This window comes from Nitratireductor sp. L15S-10, assembly GCF_045011005.1.
GTDB lineage: Bacteria > Pseudomonadota > Alphaproteobacteria > Rhizobiales > Rhizobiaceae > Nitratireductor.
Genome location: NZ_CP120676.1, coordinates 72,202 through 94,805 on the forward strand (window position 1 = coordinate 72,202; position 22,604 = coordinate 94,805).

Here is a 22,604-nt window from a genome sequence, read left to right on the forward strand (position 1 = left end):
CCCGCCAATCCTGACTTTAATCGTCGATTTCGACCCATAGCGGCTGATGGTCGGACCCCTGCGCGTCCATGTCGATCCATGCGCGCCTGACGCTCGCGGCCATGCTGCTGCTCACCACGCAATGGTCGATGCGCACGCCCGAACTGATGAAGCTCACGCCTTCGTCCTCGTCATTGCCGGCAGCCACCCATGCATCGGTGAAGCCGCCGTCCTGCACGAGGCGACCATGCTTCTCGGATCGGTCGCCGATCAGCAACGCATATTCCTCGCTGTCGGGCGTGAAATTGAAATCGCCCATTGCGATGGTGCTTTCGGGCACGGGCGGCGGCGGGATTTCATACCAGTCGCCCGCGATCTTTCCGCCCCATGCCGAACCACGATGGGAGGCGTTGAGGAGCAGGTCCATCGCATGATGCACCTGCGGCAGCCGCGTCTGCGGGCCGATATGATCGAAATGGACCGAGCAGAAGCGCAGCGGGCCGGCGTCCGTCACGATCACCGTTTCAATCATTGCGCGCTGCTGGTGATACTGGTTCGTCAGCGCCATCTTGGGCAGAAGATGGTTCATGGAGGAGAGGATCGGCCAGCGCGAAAGCACCATGTTGCCGACCTGCCGCCGGCGATGCGTGACCGTGCCGTCATCGGCGACGATCGAGGCGTCGATGTCGATGCCGGGACCATAGACCCAGTGATAATCGGGCAGGCGTGCGCCGATCTCCTGCGCCTGATGGACGAGGCCGGTGCGCGGGAAGTGGGTTTCCACTTCCTGCAGCGCGATCAGGTCCGCGCCCTCGAGTTCCGAGACGATGCGGTCGAGGTTGAACTGCTCGTCCTTACCTTTGGAATACTGGATGTTGTAGCTGACGAGCTTCATTGAATGGCTCCGGCAAAATGGGGTTGGCTGACTGCGGCGGGTTTGTCGGCACGTCCGGCTGCCGCCACGATGCGTTTTTCGGTCGAGGGGTCGAAGAGATGCACGCTTTCAGGCGCAATCGAAAGCGAGCAGGGTGTGCCCGGCTTCGGATGACTGCGCCCGGCGGAATGGAGCACGAAATCGCGCCCGGCGAGACGGCCGTGCATGAGCCGGCCGCTGCCCTGTTCTTCGGAGAAATCGAAGGCGACGGTCAGAAGGTGCGGGTCGTTGGCTTCCGGCACGATCTTCAGATCCTCGGGGCGCAGGCCCACGATCACCGACTGGCCGGCGATGCTCCTGCCGATGTTGGGATCTATCGAAAGACGGAAGCTGGTGTTGTCGATCACGGCGAAGGTTCCGTCTTCGGACACGCCGCAGGGCAGGAAATTCATGGCCGGCGAGCCGATGAAACCGCCGACATAGACGCTGGCAGGCGCGTGGTAGACCTCTTCGGGCGTGCCGACCTGCTCGATCCGGCCCCCGTTCATCACCACAAGACGGTCTGCGAGCGACATGGCTTCCACCTGATCATGCGTCACGAAGACGGAGGTGGCCTTCAGCGCGCGGTGCAGGCGGCGGATTTCAAGACGCATCTGCACGCGCAGCTTGGCGTCGAGGTTGGAAAGCGGCTCGTCGAACAGGAACACTTTCGGCTCGCGCACGATGGCGCGGCCCATGGCAACGCGCTGGCGCTGGCCGCCCGACAGCTGCGCCGGCTTGCGGTCGAGAAGCTGGTCGAGACCGAGGCTTTTTGCCGTGGCTTCCACCTTCTGCATGCGTTCGGCCTTGCGCATGCCGGCAACCTTCAGGGCATAGCCGATGTTCTGTGCCACGGTCATGTGCGGGTAGAGCGCGTAATTCTGGAACACCATGGCGCAACCGCGCTCACGCGGTTCCAGCCTGTTGACCACCGTGTTTTCGATGGCGATCTCGCCTGCGCTGATTTCCTCAAGCCCGGCGATCATGCGCAGAAGCGTGGACTTCCCGCAGCCCGAAGGGCCGAGAATGACGATGAACTCGCCATCGTGAATGTCGAGGTCGACACCGTGGACGACCTGGTTCTTGCCGTAGAATTTCTCGACTTTGCGAATGTTGATATCGGCCATGACGACAGCCTTTCTCCAGACTATTTTTCGGTGCTGATGAGGCCGCGCACGAACCAGCGTTGCATCAGGACAACGACGAGCAGCGGCGGCAGCATGACGATGAGTGTTCCGGCCATGGCGACGTTCCAGTCGGCAATGGCGTCGGGGCCGGGGATGAGACGGCGCAGCTCCATCACCACCGTGGAGTAGTTGGCCCGGTCGGTGATGATCAGCAGCGGCCACAGATACTGGTTCCACGCATAGACAAACATGATGGTGGCAAGAGCCGCGATGTTGGTGCGCGACAGCGGCAGCAGAACCTCGATGAAGAAGCGGAACGGGCCGGAGCCGTCCATCTTGGCCGCTTCCACCAGTTCGTCGGGAATGGTGAGGAAGAACTGGCGGTAGAGGAATGTGCCGGTCGCCGTCGCCACCAGCGGCAGGATCAGACCGGTGTAGGAGTTCAGCATGTTCCATTCGAGCGAGAGCTCCACACCGGAGATCTGCGCGATGAGCCAGCTTATGCCCGTTGCGTCGAGGATGGTCTGGAACGGGTAGAGCGCGTTGGCGGCCACCGAGTAGGTGGGCACGATGCGCACTTCCAGGGGCAGCATCAGCGTGATGAAGATGACCCAGAAAAACACCATGCGCAGGCGGTAGTTGAAGAACACGATGGAGAAGGCGCTGATGGCCGAGATGATCACCTTGCCGATCACGACGGCGATGGCGACGATCATCGAATTCATGAACTTCACGCCGAATTCTGCGCGGGTCCATGCGGCGGTGAGGTTGTTCCATAATTCGCCGCCCGGCAGGTAGTGCACATTGGGTGAGTTGACCTCGGCCACGGTCAGCGTGGCGGCAACGAATGCGAGCCAGATCGGAATGATCAGAAGCAGGGCGCCGGCGATGAGGATTACATGCGTGAGGATATTGAGGAGGGGGGTGCGTTCGATCATGGCTTGCTCCTCACGTGTAGTGCACGCGGCGTTCGATGAAGCGGAACTGGAAGAAGGTCATGAGGATGACGAGCCCCATGAGCACCAGCGATTGGGCCGCGGCACCGGAATAATCGAGCCCCTGAAAGCCATCGACATAGATCTTGTAGACCATGAGCTCGGTTGCCCTTGCGGGGCCGCCCTCGGTCAGAATGTCGACGATGCCGAAGGAGTCCGTGAAGGAATCCGTCATGTTGATGACCAGCAGGAAGAAGATGGTCGGCGCGAGGAGCGGAAGCTGCAGGTCGAGCATGCGGCGCATCACTCGCGCGCCGTCCATGGATCCTGCCTCGATCAGCGAGCGCGGAATGGACTGGAGACCTGCAAGGAAGAAGATGAAGGAGTAAGAGACCTGTTTCCATGCCTGGGTGATGATGATCGCCGTCATGGCGTCGACACCGGAGAGCGCCGGGTTCCACAGGCCGGGCGACAGCGTGTTCAGATAGGCAAAGACGCCGGATTGCGGATTGAAGAGAAAGCGGAACGCGAGCGCGGCGGCAGGAGCGGCGATGGCATAGGGCCAGATCATGCCGACGCGGAAGAAGCGATAGCCGCGCAACTGCCGGTCGGCGAAAAGCGCCAGCACCAGCGCGATTGACATGGCAAGCCCGGTCGAAAGCACGGCGAAGACGATGCTGCGCGAGATCGAGGCCCAGTAGGTTTCGTCGGAGAACACGGCCTTGAAATTGTCGAGCCCGACCCATTGATTGCCGCCGCCGAAGGGCTGCTCAAGAGTGAAGGCCCAATACATGGCCTGTGATGCCGGCCAGTAGAAGAACACGAAGATGATCAGCAACTGGGGGGCGATGAAGAGATAGGCCAGCCAGTTGGCCTTGAAATAAGCGCGCTTTTGCATGGACGTTCCGGGGGTTGCGGAGACAGGCGGAAAAGGAAGCGCCACGGCTCATCGAGCCGTGGCGCGCCGGATCTGGCCTGTGTCAGGGGAGCGTCTTGCCCGCGTAGGTGCGCTCGAATTTGCGCAGCATCGCGTTGGAGCGCTCAACGGCATCGTCCAGTGCCTCCTGCGGGGACTTCTGGCCGCTCAGAACAGCCTGCATCTGTGAGGTCCACTCGGCGCGGATCTGCACGAAGCTGCCGAGGCGGATACCGCGGGTCAGTGGAGTGACCGGCGAATAGGTTAGCGATTCAATGGCTTTCTCGCGGCCCTTGTAGGGGCGTTCGTCGTAAAAGCCTTTCTTGACCAGGTAGTCGAAGCCTTCATCGGTCACCGGAATATAGCCTGTCACCGTGCTCCAGAACTCGGCGGATTCGGGCTTGGCGAGGAATTTGAAATACTCGGCAGCGCCGCGATACTGCTCATCGGTCTTGCCGGACAGCGTCCAGAGCGATGCACCGCCTACAACCGAGTTCTTGCGCTCCGTGCCCTCATAGACCGGCAGCATGGCCACGTCCCAGAGGAAGCCCTCGCCGACCTGCTCGGTCACGGCCTGGTGGCTCGCGATGGAGCCGAAGTAATGCGCGCACTCGCCGGCGGCGAAGGCATCGCGGGTAGAGAGACCGGTTTCGCGGGTCTTGATGACCAGAAGCCCCTCGTCGATCCAGCGCTTGATGTCTTTCATGTGCTTGGCGTGAAGCGTGGTGTTGAACACCACTTCGGCGTCGAGACCGTCATAGCCATTGTTCTTCGTGGCGATCGGCTCGCCATGAACCATGGAAAACTGCTCCAGATCCACCCATGAGGATGGCGCGTAACCGGAGGGGCATGCGCTGCCAGATTCCTTCAGCTCGCGGAGAACCTGCTCATACTCTTCCCAGGTCTTCGGCGCCTCGTCGCGGCCGATGGATTTGTAGGCGTCGACGTTCCAGTACATCATTGCCGTTGAGGAGTTGAACGGCATGGACCAGAGGCGACCCTGCGAATCCGCATAATAGTTGGCGATGCCCGGGAAATAGGAGTCCCAGTCGATGTCGATGCCGTGGTCTTCCATCAGCTTGTAAGCCGGATAAACCTGACCGGAGAGCATCAGGTCGGGTGCGGAAACCTCGACACCCTGCACAATGGTCGGGTGCTTTTTGGCGCGGAAGGCGGCGATGGTGTTCTGCAGGGCCGTGGCATAGTCACCCTGGCTGACACAGCTGATCTCGTATTTGTCCTGCGAGGCGTTGAAACGATCGCAGGTGGCCTGAACCTGGTCACCGAGCTGTCCGGTCAGACCGTACCAGTATTCAAACTTCACCTTCTCGGCCATGGCGGATGTTGTCAGTGCTAACAACGCGAGCGTGCTTGCGATGAGTGTCTTTTGCATCTTGGTTCCCTCAGATGGAAAGAAGCGGTCACCGGCATCAGCACCGGTCGCGCCTTGGCCTATCGGTGCGCCTTGACAGTCGGGTGACCGCACAATGAAACTTATTTGACAGTGCCCGGCTATCTTATTAGCCGGCCACTTTTTCGCGTTCAGCACCGTCTTCCACATGTCTGCGGCGCTTGCCGAACAGGCCGTCGGCCATTTCCGCGTGGCGATGAATGTAGTCATGGAAATGCACGAGCGTGCTGTGCTCGTCCGCCAGAACCACGGCGTACTGAGCTGGACCATCGAGGCGCAATGGCTCACCCGGCATGCCCGGCAAATGGGCGTTGACGTCATAATGGTTGCCGGAGATCGTGGTCAGCGGGATGCCATGCCACAAGCCTGTCGTCTGCCGGTGCACATGTCCGGCAATCACCTGACGAATGTCGGGATGTGCCTTCAAAACGTCGAGAAACCGTTCCGATTGCTGCAGCTTGATCTGGTCCACGGGCATGTGGAGATCGTTTGCATGGTGATGCATGACGATGATGACAGGCCGATCCTTCGCTTCTTCAAGGCGCGCGGCGAGCCATGAAAGGCGCGTTTCGCAAAGCACGCCGCTGACAATTTCCGGCTCCGAGGTATCGATGACGATGACGCGGTAGCCCTTGGCGTCTATGGCCTTCTGGATATGACCGTTTTCATCGTCGTGCAGGGTGCCGAACACCTGCTTGAAACGATCACGGTGATCGTGATTTCCGAGCGTGAGCACGACCGGCATCTTGAGCTGGTCGATCATCCGGTCGAGTATCTCATAAGCGGGCACCTCGCCGCGGTCGGCGAGGTCACCAGCGAAAATGCAGAAATCCGCATCGCCGTGGTTGATGTTGGCGCTGTCGATGGCGGCCTGAAGGCGCCTGGTCGTGTCCAGCCCGTTTGTGGCGACCCCCTCCGGAGAAAGATGGATGTCGCTCATGACGATGAATTTCAGCATGACTGCCCCGCTGTCGCTTGTGTGATTATCCGGGCCTGATGGCCGTTGGACAGCGGGTAACATCGCCCTGTGTCGGGCGGCTGACAGATTTGTTGCGGCAGTATTACAATGCAGTGTCGGGTGCGGCTGAAGCGAGTGTCACGCTTCCGGTTTGATGGCGTATTTCTCGATCATGGTCTCGAGATAGCTGGCCGCTTCGTCACCCTTCAGGGCATCGCCCCACAGGCGTTCGGCGATGTCTTCATGCAGGGTCATGGCTTCGGGCGCCGAGGTGATAAGTGCCACACCAACACGGATATTTGGTTGCTCCCCGAGCCGGAACGGGCTGATCGCCAGAACCGAACGGTCCTGCTGGCGGAAGATCTGAAAACTGGTTGCAGGAACAGGCTCGCGCACGATGCCGATCTGAATACCGATGGGCTGCTCGCGCAGCATGGATAGGATGTATTCCGCTTCACGGCGGGCCTGCAGGCGGCGTTTGTCAACGACATCCGGGGGCAGGTCGTGCCGGCCGATCAGCCCGTGCAGCAGAAATCCCTCCAGATCGGCCGAGGCGATGAGGCTCACGATTAGCGGTCGGCGCAGACGAAAGGCCTTCTTGCGCGCGCGCAGAATGTCGATCAGCGCATCGACCACCTCTCCTGCGCTGTCGTCGGGATCGACCTCCGCCGGAACAGATTCACGCAGCACCTCTTGCAGGGCATCGTCGTAGGCATCCGAGGTCAGAAGATAAGAGACCGGGCTGAACAGACCGATCACCTGCTGGCAATCGTCTTCGAGTTGCCGCATGCGCTCGAAAAAGGCGATGGCGCTAGACACATACTCTACGCCAACACCCATGAGACTGGGTAGCGAGACGCCCAGAACGTCAGCGATGCTGGTCAACATCTCGATCTTGCGGATTTCGCCTTTTTCCGCGCGATAGAGCGCAGCGCGCGAGATGCCCAGCTTTTCGGCCAGTTCGTCAGGTGCGAGCCCTCTGCCGAGCCGGTAAGCACGCAGGCGGGCGCCAATGTCGCTGAATCTGATCAAGTCGCCCTGAGACGCGCTGTTTTGTGACACGCTTTTTTCTCGCAAGTTCCCGTGCCTTCCGTTATCGGGTGAGCTGTGCCGGCTTGTCAACGCATCTGCTCAAATTCACATCAGAAGCTCATAAATTGGACAAAAATGCAAATCGTCTCATTTTTGAGAATTTCCGTTGACAGGCTTTTTTGGGGCTCGTAGTCTGCTTGTTTAAAAAGCAAAGGAGAGGCGGAACAATGAAACATCTCATTCGCAAACTGGCTGCAACGACTGTTATGGGCGTGGCTGGCGCGGCATTCGCGACAGGCGTCTGGGCAGCGGATTTCGTGGCCAAGATCGGTCATCTGGAATCGGCGCAGCAATCGCGTCACGTTCATCTTGAGAAAGTGGCCAAGCTGGTCAATGAACGCACCGATGGCGCGGTTGAATTTCAGCTTTTCCCGCAGGGCCAGCTCGGCCAGCAGCGCGAAATGACCGAAGGCGTCCAGCTCGGTACGCTCGAGGCGACGGTGGCTCCTGCTGCCTTCCTTGGCGGCTTCAACCCCGCCGTTTCCATCATGGACATTCCTTTCCTGCTTCCCGACAATGACGAGACCGCTCAGAAGATCCGCGGTGGCGCGTTCGGCGAGGCGCTTTGCGACAGCTTCAATTCGCGCGGTGTGACCTGCATCGGCCTGTGGCCCAACGGCAAGAAGAACTTCACCTCTTCCAAGCCGCTCGCAAGCCTCGAGGACTTCGCCGGCCAGAAATTCCGCGTGATGGATTCCAACATCCTGATCGAGCAGTTCAACTCGCTTGGCGCTTCGGCCATCGCGTTGCCGTTCGGCGAGCTCTATACCGCGCTGCAGACGGGCGTTGTCGATGGCGAGGAAAACCCGCTCGACACGATCCAGCGCATGAAGTTCTACGAAGTGCAGAAGCACCTTGTCCTGTCCGACCACGGAGCGATGGAGGACGTGATCCTTTTCAACCCGGCCTGGTGGGCAAGCCTTCCCGAAGAGCATCAGAAGACCATTGTCGACGCCTTCAACGAAGTCATTCCCGAATTGATCACCCACAAGGCCGAGGCTGTCGCTGCAGCACTTGAGGAGATCAAGGCATCCGGCATCGACATCCGCGAGATGAGCGATGACGAGAAAGCTGCATTTCGCGACAAGATGTATCCCGCCGCACGCGCCGCCTATATCGAGCGTGCGGGCGAAGAAGGCGAGAAGCTGATCGCCATCTATGAGAAAGAGTATGAGGCGGCAGGCGCACAGTAAGCGCCGCCTCCAACCTGAACCGAAGCTTTGACGTTCACATGCCGGGCTCCGCGGAGAGCCCGGCAGCGGCTTCCTTTTTTCAAGAGCGCGGCTTCATTTGCAGGGATTGAGACGTTGAAAGCACTTGCCATCATCAGGACTGCAGAGCGCATTGCAGCGGTGTCCATCTTTTTGACCATGGTCGCGCTCTATTCTGCAAATGTGCTGGCCCGGCAGGTTGGCGGCACCTTTGCCTCCGAGTTCGCCTGGGTCGAGGAAGCCGTGCGGCTGATGAGCCTCTTCCTCGTTTTCCTCACGGTCGGCCTCGCGCTTGAAAAGGGGCGCCATGCCGGCGTTCACACCTGGCGCGACCGCATCGCGCGGGCGACGGGGCTGCCGCTCAGAAAATTCATCGATGCGGTCGGCTTCGTGTTCTGCATTTATCTCGTCTGGCTCGGCTACCAGATGACCGCCTTCGTTTACGGCATGGGCCAGAAGAGCCCGACGCTGAACATCCCGGTCTTCTGGATCTATCTCGCGCCCACCATCGGTTTTGCGCTCATGGCGCTGCGATTTGCACTCAGCTTCTTTGGCCGCATCGATCGTTTCGCCGGACAGGCGTCGGAGGAAGAATGATTCTTTTCGCACTCGTCATCATTGTTGCGGTCCTGCTGCTGGTCCTTGGTTTCGAGATGTTTCTCGTGCTGGGCGTGCCGGCGCTCATGATCAAGGAATTCTTCTACGGCAACCTGCCTGATCCGGTGGTCATTCAGAAGGTTCTCGGCGGCATCAACCACACGACGCTTCTGGCCATTCCCTTCTTCATCCTTGCGGCCGAGCTGATGGGCGAGGGGCAGATCGCCCGCCGCCTCACCGGGCTCGTCAAGGTGCTGGTCGGCCATCTGCGCGGTGGCATGGGCTACACCACAATCGGCGGCTCCATGGCGTTCGGTTCGGTCTCTGGCTCTGCGCCGGCCACCGTCGCTGCCATGGCGCGCATGGTCTATCCGGAGATGCGCAAGGCCGGGTTCAGCGACAGATTCTCGCTCGGTCTGATCGTTTCAAGCGCCGAGACGGCGTTGCTCATTCCACCGTCCATCACCTTCATCATCTATGGCTGGATGACGGGCACTTCTGTTGCCAAGCTGTTTGTCGGTGGTCTTGCCGTGGGTCTGGTGCTTGGTCTCGCCTTCGCCATCATGGCGGCAATCGAAGCGCGCCGCTCCGGCGTCGAGCGCGGCCCACGCACAAGCTGGAAGGAGCGTGTTATCGCAATCCGCGACGCCGGCTGGGCGCTCGGCATGCCGATCATCATTCTGGGCGGCATCTACAGCGGCTATTTCACACCCACCGAGGCCGCGGCGGCCAGCGTCGTCTACGCCATTTTCGTGGAAGGCGTGATCTTCCGCGAGCTGACCTTCCGCAAGCTTTTTGCCGTCACGGAGCGTGCGGCCATCTCCACCGCCATCATCTTCATCCTGCTGGCGATGGGCGGCCTGCTCTCCTACTTCATCACGCTGGCGCAGGTGCCTTCGGCGATCACCGCGTTTCTCGACGCAATCCATGCCGGGCCGGTCATGTTCCTGTTGATCGTGAACATCAGCTTCCTGATCGCCGGCATGTTCATCGATCCGAATTCGGCGCTCCTGATCCTCGTGCCGCCGCTTTATCCGGTGGCTCTGGCGCTCGGCATCGATCCTGTCCATTTCGGCATGATCGTCACGCTGAACATCTCCATCGGCATGATCACGCCGCCCTTCGGGCTCGACATTTTCGTGGCATCCTCGACGCTCTCCAAGCCGGTTCTCACGATCATTTCGGGCCTGTGGCCCTTCATCATCGCGAACCTCATCGTTCTGGCGATCATCACCTATGTGCCCGACATTTCCACCTTCCTGCCCAACCTCGTGTTCGGCTGACGGGAATGCCAGAAAGGATTGAAACGATGGACGACGTGCCGTCAATCAAGGCTTTCGAGCTACCGCTCTCGGTCAAGAGCAATGAACCGGTCAATGGCGAATATCGTCTTCTGGTTCTTGCGGCGCCACACGACATATTGAAGCGCTGCCGCGCAGGGCAGTTCTTTCATCTTCTGTGCCCGCAGGCGGGTGGCGAAACGCCCTATCTGCGCCGGCCCATGAGCATTTACGGCTTCTATCCCGAGAAGGGAGAACTGCATTTCCTCTATAAGGTGACGGGTGCCGGCACCCGTGCGCTGGCGTCACTGGCGCTGGGCGACAGGCTGAATGTTCTCGGTCCCCTCGGCGAGCCTTTCACCATTGCCGACGACTGGCAGGATCTTGTGCTGGTGGCGCGTGGTGTGGGCCTTGCCACGCTTGCCCCGCTGGCGCTGGAGGCCAACCGGCTTGGACGCAGGCTCACCGCAATCTGCAGCGCGCGCCACCCCGACTATCTGATGTCGACGGATTATTTTGCGTCGCTCGGAGCGGATGTCATCACGCTGACCGACGCGGAAGGCACGTCCGATCTCGACAATCTGGAACGGGTCATCGAGGGGCTGATCGCGGACGGACGCGCCAACGCGTTCTACACCTGCGGCTCCAACCGCATGCTCAGGCTGTTGCAGACCATCGGCGAACGCCACGGCATACCCGGCCAGATCGCGCTGGAGCAGCAGATGGCCTGCGGCATCGGCATGTGCCATTGCTGTGTTCGCCCGTTCAATCGCGGCGACCGACAGGTGCATCTCAGGGTATGCCGCGAAGGCCCCGTCTTCGACATGATGGAGGCGATCGCATGGTAGATCTTTCGGTCGATATCTCCGGGCTCAAACTCAAGAATCCGATCATGCCTGCATCCGGCACCTTTTCCGAGGATCTCGCGGAGGTGTTCGATCTCGACCGGCTTGGCGCGCATGTGACCAAGACCATCACCCGTGGCTGGCGCGACGGCAACCCGACACCGCGCGTCTGCGAGGTGAACGGCTCGATGCTCAACTCCATCGGGATTCCGAGCAAGGGCGTGGGTGCCTTCATCGAGAAGGTCGTGCCGTTTTACGCCCATTACGAGACGCCGCTGATCGTCTCCATCTCGGGCAACACGGCGGATGAATTCGCAACGCTGTGTTCCGAGGTGAGTGTGCCCGGCGTTGCGGCCATCGAGGTCAACATCTCGTGCCCGAACATCGAGGAAGACGGCAAGGCGTTCGCCATCCGCCCGTCCTCCACCCACGACGTGATGCGCAAACTGCGCGCGGCGACCGACCTGCCGCTCTGGGCAAAGCTCACACCCAATACGGGCGAGACCTCTGAAGTGGCGCGCGCTGCGGAAGAGGCTGGCGCCGATGCGCTGGTGGTGGCCAACACCATTCTGTCCATGGCCATCGACATCAACACGCGCCGGCCCAAGCTTGGCAATCTGATGGGGGGACTGTCGGGCCCGAGCCTCAAACCCATCGCGCTGCGCATGGCCTATCAGTGTGCGCGGGCGACCAACATTCCCGTCATCGGCTGCGGCGGCATTTCCACGGTGGAAGACGTGATCGAATATCTGATCGCCGGGGCAAGTGCCGTTCAGGTGGGCACGGCCACTTTCATTCACCCGACGATCATGCTGTCACTGATCGATGGTCTGGAAGACTGGCTTTCCAATCAGGGGCTTTCCTCGGTAAAAGACCTGATCGGCACCGTGATCGATGGCGAACAAGATGAGTCTGTCGTCTTCATGGAAGCAGCGCCATGAACGCCCAGCCCGCTCCTTTTGCCGATGTCCGGGCTCAGGATCACGCGCTCGCCGCGCGTCTTTTTGATGATGTGGCGCGCCTGTCTCCCGATGTGGAAGGCGTCAGCCGCCCGGCCTTTTCCGAGATCGAGACGCAGACGCTGAAATATCTCGAGGATGTTGCTAAGGCCGAGGGGCTGGCGGTCTGGTACGATGCAGGCTGCAACGCGCTTTTCTCGCTGCCAGAGGATCGCGATGCGGAGCGTGTCGTCGTCGTCGGCTCCCATGTGGACAGCGTGCCTTTCGGCGGCAATTTCGACGGGCTGGCCGGTGTTGTCGCAGGGCTCATCTGCCTGATCCGCGCCCGGCGCGAGGGACGTCGTTTTGCGAAACCGGTGCATGTGCTCGCCATGCGCGGCGAGGAAAGCGCCTGGTTCGGGCCGTGTTACATCGGCTCGAAAGTGCTGACCGGCACGCTTTCAAAGCGCGAGCTTGAAGAGACGCACAAGGGCGATGGCCGCACGCTGGAAGAGCACATGGCCGATATCGGCCTGCCGGTCGAAGATATCCGGGCGCAAAAGCCGCTCATGGATGTCAGCCGCATGGAGGCCTATCTCGAACTTCACATCGAGCAGGGGCCGCTGCTGATCGGCAAGAACATTCCGGCAGCCGCCGTCTCGGGAATTCGCGGCAATATCCGCTATCGCTCGATCACCTGCCATGGTGAGGCGGGCCATTCAGGCGCTGTGCCGAAAGCCTATCGGCGTGATCCCGTTCTGGCGATGGCGGATCTTCTGGTGCGGCTCGACGAGAGCTGGACGACGATCCTGAACAAGGGCGACGATCTTGTGCTCACCAGCGGCATCGTGGCGACCGATCCGGAAAAACACGCCATGTCGCGCATTCCCGACCGTGTGTCGTTCAGCCTCGACATCCGCAGCCAGAAGCCGGAAACGCTGGATGACATGCGCGCGCTCTTGCAGAGCGAGATCAAGGAGATCGAACGCGACCGCCGGGTGCGGTTCGAGCTTGGCGAAGAGCTTCGTGTCGAGCCGGCGCTTTGCGACAGGCGGCTCGTCGCAGGCCTCGAAGAGGCGATGCGTCAGGTAGGGCAGGAGCCCTTCGTCATGCCAAGTGGCGGCGGACACGACGCTGCCGTGTTCGCTGGCGCCGGCGTTCCTGCTGCCATGGTGTTCGTGCGCAACCGCAATGGCTCGCACAACCCGCAGGAAGCGATGGAGATCGACGATTTTCTTGCCGGCGTGGATATCCTCTCTGCTTTCCTTGCGAGGGCGGAGTGATGGTGCGTTTTCTACAGGAAACGAATCTCCTCATTGCCGGGCTGGCTCAGGCGGGAGATTGCTGTTAGCGAAAAGGCCCGAACAACGAACAGGACCACGACATGTTCTCCAACACCTTTCCCGACCGCACTGCCATTTCGCAGATGGTCGCCCGCATGCTTCTGGAGATCGAGGCGGTGCACTTTCGCGCCGAGCAGCCGTTCACCTTCACGTCTGGTCTTGCAAGTCCGGTCTATATCGACTGCCGTAAGCTGATCTCCTATCCGCGCGTTCGCGCCGCGATCATGGATTTCGCGGCCTCGGTCATCTTCCGCAATGTCGGCTTCGAGCAGTTTGACGCCGTGGCGGGCGGCGAGACGGCCGGCATTCCCTTTGCCGCCTGGCTTGCCGAACGCATGGGCCTGCCCATGCAATATGTGCGCAAGAAGCCAAAAGGCTTTGGCCGCGATGCGCAGATCGAGGGCGCATTGAGTGAAGGCGCGCGCGTGCTTTTGGTCGAGGATCTGACCACCGATGGCGGCAGCAAGATCAAGTTTGCCGAGGCCGTAGCCCGCACCGGCGCGCAGGTCACCGACACCTTTGCCGTGTTCTATTACGACATCTTCCCCGACACGCCGAAGCGGCTTGAAGCTGCCGGCATGCGGTTGCATCATCTGGCCACCTGGTGGGATGTGCTCGCTGTCTGCAAGGAAGAAAATCGCTTTTCGCCGGAAACGATCGCTGAGGTCGAAAAATTCCTGAATGCGCCGACCGAATGGTCGGCGAACCATGGCGGCATTTCAGAACTGCCGCAGTAAATCCCAAAGGACCTGGATCATGTTTGAGACGTTTTTGAAGGATCTGAACGAGCAGGGCGGAAGCGTTCGCGCCTATGAAGGCTGCGCGGTCAAGGCCCATGCCCGCATCACCAGCGAGCCGGAAAACGCCGCTGCCCTTCTGCTCATCGCCTATGCGGCGCAGCGTTTCGTGGAAGCCTATGACGACCAGCCGCTCACCATGACGGCTGCCGATGAGGAGCTCGAGCTCTTCACCGAGATCGTCAACACGCTGGATGCGGCTTTCAAAGACGGGTCCGAGGCCGACAGGCTTTCTGCCCTCAACAAGGTTTCGGCGCGTCTCGCCGCGACGATGAAGGCCGGTTAACAGGCGTCAAGGCATTGGCATGTTTCACGCTCGCCGGGTTTCTCCGGCGAGCGATTTCGTTGCGCGCCGGTCACGGGCAAATACCCGTTTCCTTTCCTCTACGCATGCGATAGCTTCGCGCCGAATTCGCATGGGAGCCGGGTTTGCATCTGTATCTGAGGTTTTGTGACGCGCTGGATCGTCTGGCATCGGCGCTCTGTGTTCTTGCCTGCCTGGCCTTGACGGCCAGCGTGCTTGCCATCGTGGTGATGCGCTATGGTTTTGGCATCGGCTTCATCGAGTTGCAGGATTTCGCCTCCTACACATTTGCCGTGCTCCTTATTTTCTCCGTACCGGTATGCCTGCGAAGAGGCGGGCATGTGCGCGTTGAGGTTCTTTCAGAGAACCTTCCGCCCGTTTACACGCGAATTGCGGACACGGTTGCGGTGTTTCTGTTTCTTGTGCCGGTTTTCGGGCTGATCATCTGGGCTGACTGGGCTGACCTTGCCTATTCCTGGTCCATCCGCGAGGCTTCGGTGGAAACGGGCGGCCTGCCGGGACTGTTCCTCGTCAAGACCGCTCTGCCGCTTGGGGCTGCAATGATGATCCTGCAGGGCATCGCCATGGTGTTGCAACCCGGCGCTGACCGACCCGCCGAAGACGAGCCGATCCTATGAACCCGTCCGACCTGTTTCTGTGCCTGATGCTGGTCGGGCTTTTCGCCGGCATCCTCAGCGGCATACCGGCCATGCTCGCCATTGCCGGAGTGCCCTTTGTCGTTGCGGTGATTGCCAGCCTTTTCGGCGCGTTTGATCTTTCCTTTCTGGATTTCTTTCCAAGCCGCGTCTGGGGCGTGATGAGCAACACGCTTCTGATGGCGGTGCCGCTTTTCATCCTCATGGGCGTGGTGCTCGAGCGATCACAGCTTGCCGAGCGCATGCTGGAAGTGCTGCGCGAAATGCTCGGTGCCTCGCCGCGCGGCCTTGCCCTTTCCGTTCTGCTCTTCAGCGCGCTCATTGCGGCCTCCACCGGCATTGTCGGCGCCACGGTCGTGATGCTCGGGCTTGTCAGCCTTCCGGCCATGCTGCAGGCGGGCGTTTCGCCGCGCGTGTCGAGCGGCATCATCTGTGCCAGTGGTACGCTGGGCCAGATCATCCCGCCTTCCATCCTGCTCGTGCTTCTGGGAGACCAGATCGGCAACACCTATCTGGAGGCGCAGCAGAAAGCCGGGAATTTCGCGCCCGACGCCGTGTCGGTGGGCGATCTTTTTGCCGGGGCCATCCTGCCGGGGCTGATGCTTGTTGGCCTCTATGGCGTTTACATCCTCTTCACACTGCGCGGTACACGCGGGGAGCCTCACAACGCCACCCGAAAACGGGTTCCGCTGAGCCGTATACTTGGCGTTTTCCTGCCGCCGCTCCTGCTCATTCTGGCAGTGCTGGGGTCGATTCTTGGTGGTGTTGCGACCACAACGGAAGCGGCCGGCCTTGGTGCCGTTGGCACGCTCCTGCTTGCTGGTTACACGCGCGGCGGTGTGGGCCGCGCGGGGCAGGGTGTCATCCTCTCCGCCGTTGTTGCGGGCGGTGTTCTGGTTCTTCTGCGCGCATCTGGGCTTGTGCCTCCGTCCGCGCTTGGCACGCCTGCCGGTTTCATTGCGCTCCTTTCTGCTGCGCTGATCGCCGCAGGCGTCGCCTTTTCCGGCTGGCGGCTGCTGCGGGCCGATATTCTCGTTCCCGCCGTCATCGATACGCTGCGCATTTCTGGCATGGTGTTCGGCATCGTCATCGCGGCCTCCATGCTGTCACTGGTGTTTCGCGGTTTCGGTGGCGACGAGCTGGTGGCCGGCTTTCTGGAGCAGGTTCCGGGCGGCAAATGGGGCGCGCTTGCCCTCGTCATGGTGGTTGTCTTCTTCCTCGGCTTCATTCTTGAAGCGGTGGAGATCATCTACATTGTCGTGCCGCTGCTCGGCGCGCCGATCCTGGCAACTGACTTCTCTCCCGTCTGGTTCGCAGTTCTGTTGGCGATGAACCTGCAGACCTCGTTTCTGACCCCGCCTTTCGGCTTCGCGCTGTTCTATTATCGCTCGGTTGCGCCCCGCAGCATCACGACCATGGAGATCTACCGATCAGTGATCCCGTTCGTGGCCATACAACTCGTGGCTCTGGCGCTTCTCATCACGTTCCCGGCTGTGGTTACATGGCTGCCGGACATGCTCTTCAGATAGTCGTCGTTCAGGAGGAAACCCGACATGAAACGCAGAACATTTCTTACGGCTGGTGCCGGTGCCACGGCTGTGGCACTCGCCACACCGGCCATCTCGCAGGGCAAGATCGAATGGAACCTGCCCACCAGCTTCCCCAAGAATGCGCCGGGCGTCGGCACCAACGTCACCAACTTCGCCGAGAAGGTCGCCGCCATGTCCGATGGCCGGTTGAGCTTCAAGGTCTTTGGCGGTGGCGAACTGGTGCCGCCGTTCGGTGTTGAAGATGCCGTGCAGCAGGGCAAGGCCCCGGTCGGCCACAACCCGCCCTATTATGCCGCGGGCAAGAATCCGTCGCTTCACTGGTTCACCGCCGTGCCTTTCGGCATGACGGCAGCCGAGCATTACGCGTGGCTGCGCTATGGCGGCGGTCAGGAGCTGTGGGACGACATCTACGCCCAGCGCAATCTCAAGCCGCTCTATTCCGGCAATTCCAACACGCAGAGCGCAGGCTGGTTCAAGTCAGAGATCAAGTCGCTGGAAGATCTCAAGGGCCTCAACATGCGCATTGCCGGCCTCGGTGGCGAGATGTACCGCAAGCTCGGCGTCAACGCCGTTCTCATGCCCCCGCCGGAAATCTTCCAGGCGCTGCAGTCAGGTGCGCTTGATGCGGCCGAATGGGTTGGCCCATTCCTCGATCAGGCGTTCGGTCTGCAGAAGATCACCAAGAACTGCTACCTGCCGGCCTATAACGAGCCGAGCGCGGCGCTCGCCATTGTCTTCAACAAGGACGCATGGGCCGAGCTTTCGCCCGACCTTCAGGCGATCTGTGAGGCGGCGGCTCTTGCTGCAAGCCAGGAAGCGCTGGCCCAGTTCGATTACCACAATGCCCGCGCCATGGCGGCGCTTGAAGCCGAAGGCGTTGTCTTCCGCGATCTGCCGGACGATGTGGCCGAAGGCCTCAAGAGCGCGTGGGAAGAAGTTCGTGACGAGCTGACTGCCCAGAGCGAGGACGTTGCCCGCGTGCGCGAGAGCTATGACACCTTCCTGGCCGAAAGTGTGAAATACGCCAACGCCATGAACATGCCGCTTCTCAAGCGGCGCTAAGAGAAGCAGCTTGCGCAGTGGGCGAATGTTTTCGCCCACTGCAATCCAGAGTGCAGCATTCGTCGCAGTGACACGTCTGCCGAAATGTGACACGAAGCTTCCATGAAACCGATGCGTGACATGCTGAAGGATCGCCTCGCGACTGGCCTGATCGCCGGTCTTCTGGCCTATTTCCTCATCATGCAGGGTTTTGCCGCCACCTTCGCCCAAGGGGCGATGGCAGGCAGCGGTGGCATTCCCGGTTTCATCATCTGCACACCGAGCGGCATTGGCCTTGCCCAGAGCGATGGGTCAACACCGGCACGCAGTCTGCATGATTGCTGCACAGCGCTCTGTCAGACAGGTTGTGCGGTGTCGCCGGCTCTGCCAGGTGAGCATGTCGGGCTCGACTGCACCTGCGATGACGTCTTCTCTGTTGCACGCCTGCCCGGTGCGCCTGTTCTGCACCCTGTCGCGCAGGGTCTTCTTGCCGAAGCACGCGCGCCACCGGCTTTCTCCATCTGACGCACTGAATTTTCAAAAACGACCACGAGCGACCGTGGCCGCTATTTGCGCTTATGGAGACAAGACATGCGCTTTATGACCCGTATCCTTGCGGCAGGAATGCTGTTCATTGCAGCCCCCGCATCCGCCGGCGATTACACGCTCGGCAAACTGGAGATCGCTCAACCCTGGACCCGCGCGACACCGCCCGGTGCCAAAGCCGCGGGCGGCTTCGTTACAATCGTCAATGGCGGTGAAGAGGACGACCGTCTGGTCAGCGCCGAGGCCGCTTTTGCGGGCCGCGTGGAACTGCACACAATGGACATGACCGATGGTGTCATGAAGATGCGTCATCTGCCCGATGGCATTCCGGTGCCGGCGGGCGAGACGGTCAGGCTTGCGCCGGGCGGTCTGCACGTGATGTTCATGGAGCTCAAGGAACCGATTGCCGAGGGCGCTCCGGTTCCCGTGACACTGACCTTCGAGAAGGCTGGCAAAATCGACGTGGAGATGTCCGTTGCGAAGCCTGGTGCGCCCGCTCCCGAAGGACACGGCCACATGCATGGCGAGAGCACGAACTGATGTCTCGCCGTTCGCTCTCGATTTTGGCCGGCGCGGTTCTCGCGCTGGTCCTCGCCATCATTGCGGTGGCGACAATGAACATCACCCCCGGCGGCAGGCCTGGCGGGGGGAGCGGCACTGCCGATATCGGCGGAGCGTTCACGCTCACCGGTGAGGATGGGGAAACCGTCACCGAGACCGACTTCCTCGGCAAGCCGACGGCGGTCTTCTTTGGCTTCACCTTCTGCCCGGATGTCTGTCCGACGACGCTTTTTGAGCTGTCAGGCCTGATCGAGGCGCTCGGCCCCGATGCGGACAGGCTGAACTACGCCTTCGTTTCCGTAGACTGGGAGCGCGACGGCCCGGAAGAGCTCGCCCGATACACCTCGAGCTTTGATGATCGGATCCGGGGGCTTTCCGGAACAAAGGAGCAGATCGAAGCCGTAACCCGGGCTTACCGCGTCTATTACAAGAAAGTCCCGACGGAAGGCGGCGAATACACGATCGATCATACTGCATCGGTCTATCTCATGGATGAGGACGGTGGTTTCGTTGGCACGCTTTCCTACGGGGAAGCGCACGATTCCATGCTTGAAAAACTGAAGCGCCTGGCAAGGGAAAGCTGAGGGGGGATCATGAGCAATATCGATACACAGGAGCGCTCCGCTTTGCCGACGCAGGATGCGACCGGCAAGACGCTGGCCCGTAAATTCTATCTGGCGGCATGGCGCTGGCATTTCTATGCCGGTCTCTATGTTGCGCCTTTCCTGGCGATGCTGGCCGTCACCGGGCTGATCATGCTCTGGGTGAGTGCCATTGATGGGCGTGACGGCGAGAAGATTGCCGTGACGCCGCGTGGTGAGCAGACCAGCATTCTTGCGCAGGCATCGGCGGCACAGACAGCGCTGCACGAAGGTCATCTGGTCGAGTATATCGCGCCCGCCGCCCCCGACCGCGCCGCCGTTTTCCGCGTGGAAAGCGGAGGTGAGGCGATGATGGTTGCCGTCGATCCCTACACGGCGGAGGTGCTCGAGATATGGAACCGACAGGCCGGCTGGTACGACTTTGCTTCCGACATTCACGGGACGTTGCTGATCGGCGATCTGGGCGACCGATTGATCGAGATAGCCGCCGGCTTTGGAATCGTCCTGATAGCCACTGGGCTGTATCTGTGGTGGCCACGTGACGGGCAAAGGCCTGGCAAGGCGCTTCAACCTGATTTCGGCGCGCGTGGCCGCGCGTTCTGGAAGTCGCTGCACAAGACCACCGGGCTCTATGCAGCGCTGCTTCTCGTGGTGTTCCTTCTCAGCGGCCTGTCCTGGGCCGGGATCTGGGGGGAGAAGTTCGTACAGGCATGGAGCACCTTCCCGGCAGAAAAATGGGACAACGTGCCCCTGTCCGACAAAAGCCATGCGTCCATGAACCAAGGCGCGACCAAGGATGTGCCATGGGCACTGGAGCAGACGCCGCTCCCGGCCTCCGGTTCCGACGCCGGTCGTGCCGGCGTGCCGGGCTCCGCTCCCTTCAACCTCAATCAGATGGTCGCGTTCGGGCGCAGCCTTGGCTATGAGGGGCGGTTCCGCGTTGCCACGCCGCGCGGCGATACCGGCGTGTGGACGCTGGCGCAGGATTCCATGAGCAACGATTCCACCAACCCCACCTCCGACAGGACGGTGCATATCGACCAGTACACCGGCAATGTTCTCGCAGATGTGGGCTTTGCCGACTATTCTCCCGCGGGCAAGGCGATGGCTGTCGGCATTGCTTTCCATGAGGGCGACATGGGGCTGTGGAACCTCGTTCTCAACACGGTGTTCTGCCTGTCCGTCGTCTTTCTGTCGGTCAGCGGGGTCGTCATGTGGTGGATGCGGCGGCCGGCGCGAGCAATGCGGCTGTCGGCACCGCCCCTGCCGGCGAACCTTCCCCTTTGGAAGGGCGCTGTGGTGGTGATGCTTCTGGTCTCGCTGCTCTTCCCATTGGTCGGCATCACGCTGCTGGCGCTTCTCGCGCTCGATATTCTGGTGATCCAGCGCGTCAAGCCGCTTGCACGCCTTCTTGCCTAGAATGCTGCGTGAAAGTGGTAGGGCCGGGCGGCGCTTTCCGATTGAGCGCCGTCCGCTCTCGTTCTATGATCGGCATGAATGGAGAGTGCGATGCATAGTGAAAAGCCCCCGAGAGTTTCATCTCTGATCAACAAGGTGCTGGCCAATGCGCCGCAGCCGAACGACATTCGTCTTCTCGCGCAACGATTGCATGATCATGCGTTGGAGCCCCGTTCGACGCCGGAGGAAACCAGAGCTCTTGTGGAAGACCTCGGCTACAAGACCATCTCGGCCTTCTGCGAGGCGGCCGGTCTTCCGGCGCACCTTGCCGATCGCTGGGAGCGTTTCGGCATTTCCGGCGAGATGCGTCAGGTGCTTCTGCTTCTGGCTGCCCAGCGGCGCGCCATGGTGGAAGCCGTGCGTGAATTCGAGACCATTACGCATGTTGGCCTCGACGATTTCATGCGCGAGCGCGGGCTGATCTGATCGTCTGCGGGGCGTTTAGAGCCCGTCCCCTTCCGCACGGTCGAGCAGCATTTGCGCTGTCGCTGCATCGGTGATGAGCGCGGCAGCCGACACCGTGCGCAAGGCGGCAAGAATGGCGGAGACCTTCTGTTCTCCGCCGGCGGCGAGAATGACATGCGGAATGCGCGCCACCACATCAAGGTCTATGGCCATGATGCGCTGGTTGACCTCGTGGTCGACCATTTGCCCCGCCGCATCGACGAAATAGCACAGGATGTTCGCCACCGCGCCTTTGTCGCGCAGCGGTCCGATCAGTGCTTTGGGCACAATGCCATGGCGGAAGATCGTCGCCTCGGGTGAAATCGCTCCGACGGTCAGAAGTGCCATGTCTGCCTTGGCGGCCCGCTCGCGCACGTCGCGCAGCGATGGTTGCTCCCAGAGACGTTCACGCAGATCGGGGTCGTCCACCACAACCGGTGCGCTGATCTGGTAGCTGTCCACCTTGAAGCGTTCGGCCACCTTGGTTGCGACGATGGATGGGTTGATCCACTGAGAATGCGGCAGGCTTCCCACGAGACCGATGACTGTGGAGCCGGTCAAGTCGCGCTGAGCCATGAAGCTCAGGCTCGAATGCAGCGTGGCGCCGCCGCCGATGGCCAGCGTCATGCCAGGCTTCATCTGCTCTTCGAGGTAGCGCGCCACGGCGTGCCCGATGGAGCGTTCCAGATTGTCTTCTTCCTCGGGGGCGGGCACTACAATCGCGCTTTTCAGGCCCCAGCGCCTTTCAAGCTTTCGCTCGAGCGCCACTTGATCGGCGGTCTCGGCATTGATCGTGGTCACCACCATGTGGCTTTCTGTGCTTGCGGCCAGCGCTCGCATGACCTTCATGCGGCTGACATTGAGCAGGCTGGCAATCTTTTCCTGCGTCAGACCTTCCACATGATAGAGCCACGCCATCTTCACATTGAGATCGGCGGAGGACAGCGTCGGCTCGTCTGCCGGCTTCTTTTTGCTTTTTCGCGGCACGGCGGTGATTCCCTCTCTCATCGCGCAATGGTTTTAGCACAAGGCAGTTTCGCTCGTGGTCCATTTGAGCGGCAAAAATGCGAAATTTTATTGCGTTCTTTTGTTATTGACGA

General features: G+C 60.9%; 24 protein-coding genes. 16 read left to right on the forward strand and 8 right to left on the reverse strand.

Annotation, left to right across the window (positions count from 1 at the left end):
• Positions 1-16 precede the first annotated feature (16 nt).
• The 7 genes from P2W41_RS19660 to P2W41_RS19690 all read right to left on the reverse strand — a co-directional run bounded on the left by P2W41_RS19660 (position 17) and on the right by P2W41_RS19690 (position 7,271).
• A complete protein-coding gene (locus tag P2W41_RS19660; protein WP_404935232.1) occupies positions 17-874 on the reverse strand; it encodes an endonuclease/exonuclease/phosphatase family protein in 858 nt (285 codons plus the stop codon).
• Positions 871-2,019, reverse strand: coding sequence for an ABC transporter ATP-binding protein (locus tag P2W41_RS19665; protein ID WP_404935233.1), 1,149 nt, complete (start codon positions 2,017-2,019; stop codon positions 871-873). Before P2W41_RS19665 ends, P2W41_RS19660 begins: the two co-directional genes overlap by 4 nt.
• Positions 2,020-2,039: 20 nt before the next feature.
• Positions 2,040-2,957, reverse strand: a complete 918-nt coding sequence (locus tag P2W41_RS19670) for an ABC transporter permease subunit (protein WP_336071191.1) — start codon at positions 2,955-2,957, stop codon at positions 2,040-2,042.
• Between the two features lie 10 nt (positions 2,958-2,967).
• Positions 2,968-3,852 carry an ABC transporter permease subunit gene (locus tag P2W41_RS19675; protein WP_404935234.1) on the reverse strand — a complete coding sequence of 295 codons (885 nt, stop codon included), beginning with the start codon at positions 3,850-3,852 and terminating at the stop codon, positions 2,968-2,970.
• Between the two features lie 82 nt (positions 3,853-3,934).
• Entirely contained in the window at positions 3,935-5,263 is a 1,329-nt protein-coding gene (locus P2W41_RS19680; protein ID WP_404935235.1) for an extracellular solute-binding protein, read from the reverse strand.
• A 127-nt stretch (positions 5,264-5,390) separates the two neighbouring features.
• A complete protein-coding gene (locus tag P2W41_RS19685; RefSeq protein WP_404935236.1) occupies positions 5,391-6,221 on the reverse strand; it encodes a phosphodiesterase in 831 nt (276 codons plus the stop codon).
• Between the two features lie 156 nt (positions 6,222-6,377).
• A complete protein-coding gene (locus P2W41_RS19690) occupies positions 6,378-7,271 on the reverse strand; it encodes a helix-turn-helix domain-containing protein (protein ID WP_404935237.1) in 894 nt (297 codons plus the stop codon).
• Positions 7,272-7,498: 227 nt separating this feature from the next.
• Between P2W41_RS19690 and P2W41_RS19695 the strand changes: the two genes are divergently transcribed.
• The 16 genes from P2W41_RS19695 (at position 7,499) to P2W41_RS19770 (ending at position 21,486) form a co-directional block, all read left to right on the forward strand.
• Positions 7,499-8,524, forward strand: a complete 1,026-nt coding sequence (locus P2W41_RS19695) for a TRAP transporter substrate-binding protein (protein ID WP_404935239.1) — start codon at positions 7,499-7,501, stop codon at positions 8,522-8,524.
• 114 nt (positions 8,525-8,638) lie between these two features.
• The gene (locus P2W41_RS19700) at positions 8,639-9,139 is read left to right on the forward strand and encodes a TRAP transporter small permease (protein WP_404935240.1); all 501 of its coding nucleotides are present in this window, start codon (positions 8,639-8,641) and stop codon (positions 9,137-9,139) included.
• Positions 9,136-10,422, forward strand: coding sequence for a TRAP transporter large permease (locus P2W41_RS19705; RefSeq protein WP_404935241.1), 1,287 nt, complete (start codon positions 9,136-9,138; stop codon positions 10,420-10,422). Before P2W41_RS19700 ends, P2W41_RS19705 begins: the two co-directional genes overlap by 4 nt.
• Positions 10,423-10,448: 26 nt before the next feature.
• On the forward strand, positions 10,449-11,267 hold the full coding sequence (locus tag P2W41_RS19710) for a dihydroorotate dehydrogenase electron transfer subunit (RefSeq protein ID WP_404935242.1): 819 nt from the start codon (positions 10,449-10,451) through the stop codon (positions 11,265-11,267).
• Positions 11,261-12,205 carry a dihydroorotate dehydrogenase gene (locus tag P2W41_RS19715; RefSeq protein ID WP_404935243.1) on the forward strand — a complete coding sequence of 315 codons (945 nt, stop codon included), beginning with the start codon at positions 11,261-11,263 and terminating at the stop codon, positions 12,203-12,205. The genes P2W41_RS19710 and P2W41_RS19715 overlap by 7 nt, the downstream gene beginning before the upstream one ends.
• Entirely contained in the window at positions 12,202-13,485 is a 1,284-nt protein-coding gene (locus tag P2W41_RS19720) for a Zn-dependent hydrolase (protein ID WP_404935244.1), read from the forward strand. Before P2W41_RS19715 ends, P2W41_RS19720 begins: the two co-directional genes overlap by 4 nt.
• Positions 13,486-13,586: 101 nt before the next feature.
• Positions 13,587-14,282 carry an orotate phosphoribosyltransferase gene (locus P2W41_RS19725; RefSeq protein ID WP_065817806.1) on the forward strand — a complete coding sequence of 232 codons (696 nt, stop codon included), beginning with the start codon at positions 13,587-13,589 and terminating at the stop codon, positions 14,280-14,282.
• A 19-nt stretch (positions 14,283-14,301) separates the two neighbouring features.
• Complete coding sequence (locus P2W41_RS19730; RefSeq protein ID WP_404935245.1) at positions 14,302-14,628, forward strand: hypothetical protein; 327 nt, start codon at positions 14,302-14,304, stop codon at positions 14,626-14,628.
• A 143-nt stretch (positions 14,629-14,771) separates the two neighbouring features.
• Entirely contained in the window at positions 14,772-15,284 is a 513-nt protein-coding gene (locus P2W41_RS19735) for a TRAP transporter small permease subunit (protein ID WP_404935246.1), read from the forward strand.
• Positions 15,281-16,831 (forward strand): TRAP transporter large permease subunit, encoded by a 1,551-nt coding sequence (locus tag P2W41_RS19740; RefSeq protein ID WP_404935247.1) that lies wholly within the window; start codon positions 15,281-15,283, stop codon positions 16,829-16,831. The genes P2W41_RS19735 and P2W41_RS19740 overlap by 4 nt, the downstream gene beginning before the upstream one ends.
• Before the next feature lie 24 nt (positions 16,832-16,855).
• Entirely contained in the window at positions 16,856-17,914 is a 1,059-nt protein-coding gene (locus P2W41_RS19745; RefSeq protein WP_404935249.1) for a TRAP transporter substrate-binding protein, read from the forward strand.
• 102 nt (positions 17,915-18,016) lie between these two features.
• Positions 18,017-18,418, forward strand: coding sequence for a hypothetical protein (locus P2W41_RS19750; RefSeq protein ID WP_404935250.1), 402 nt, complete (start codon positions 18,017-18,019; stop codon positions 18,416-18,418).
• Between the two features lie 66 nt (positions 18,419-18,484).
• Positions 18,485-18,979: a copper chaperone PCu(A)C gene (locus tag P2W41_RS19755; protein WP_404935251.1), complete on the forward strand. Its 495-nt coding sequence runs from the start codon at positions 18,485-18,487 to the stop codon at positions 18,977-18,979.
• On the forward strand, positions 18,979-19,584 hold the full coding sequence (locus P2W41_RS19760; protein ID WP_404935252.1) for an SCO family protein: 606 nt from the start codon (positions 18,979-18,981) through the stop codon (positions 19,582-19,584). Before P2W41_RS19755 ends, P2W41_RS19760 begins: the two co-directional genes overlap by 1 nt.
• A 9-nt stretch (positions 19,585-19,593) precedes the next feature.
• Positions 19,594-21,021 (forward strand): PepSY-associated TM helix domain-containing protein, encoded by a 1,428-nt coding sequence (locus P2W41_RS19765; RefSeq protein ID WP_404935253.1) that lies wholly within the window; start codon positions 19,594-19,596, stop codon positions 21,019-21,021.
• A 90-nt stretch (positions 21,022-21,111) separates the two neighbouring features.
• Positions 21,112-21,486, forward strand: a complete 375-nt coding sequence (locus P2W41_RS19770; protein WP_404935254.1) for a hypothetical protein — start codon at positions 21,112-21,114, stop codon at positions 21,484-21,486.
• A 15-nt stretch (positions 21,487-21,501) separates the two neighbouring features.
• On the opposite strand, the gene P2W41_RS19775 is transcribed toward P2W41_RS19770, so the two are convergent.
• Positions 21,502-22,512, reverse strand: a complete 1,011-nt coding sequence (locus tag P2W41_RS19775; protein WP_404935255.1) for a sugar-binding transcriptional regulator — start codon at positions 22,510-22,512, stop codon at positions 21,502-21,504.
• Positions 22,513-22,604 lie beyond the last annotated feature (92 nt).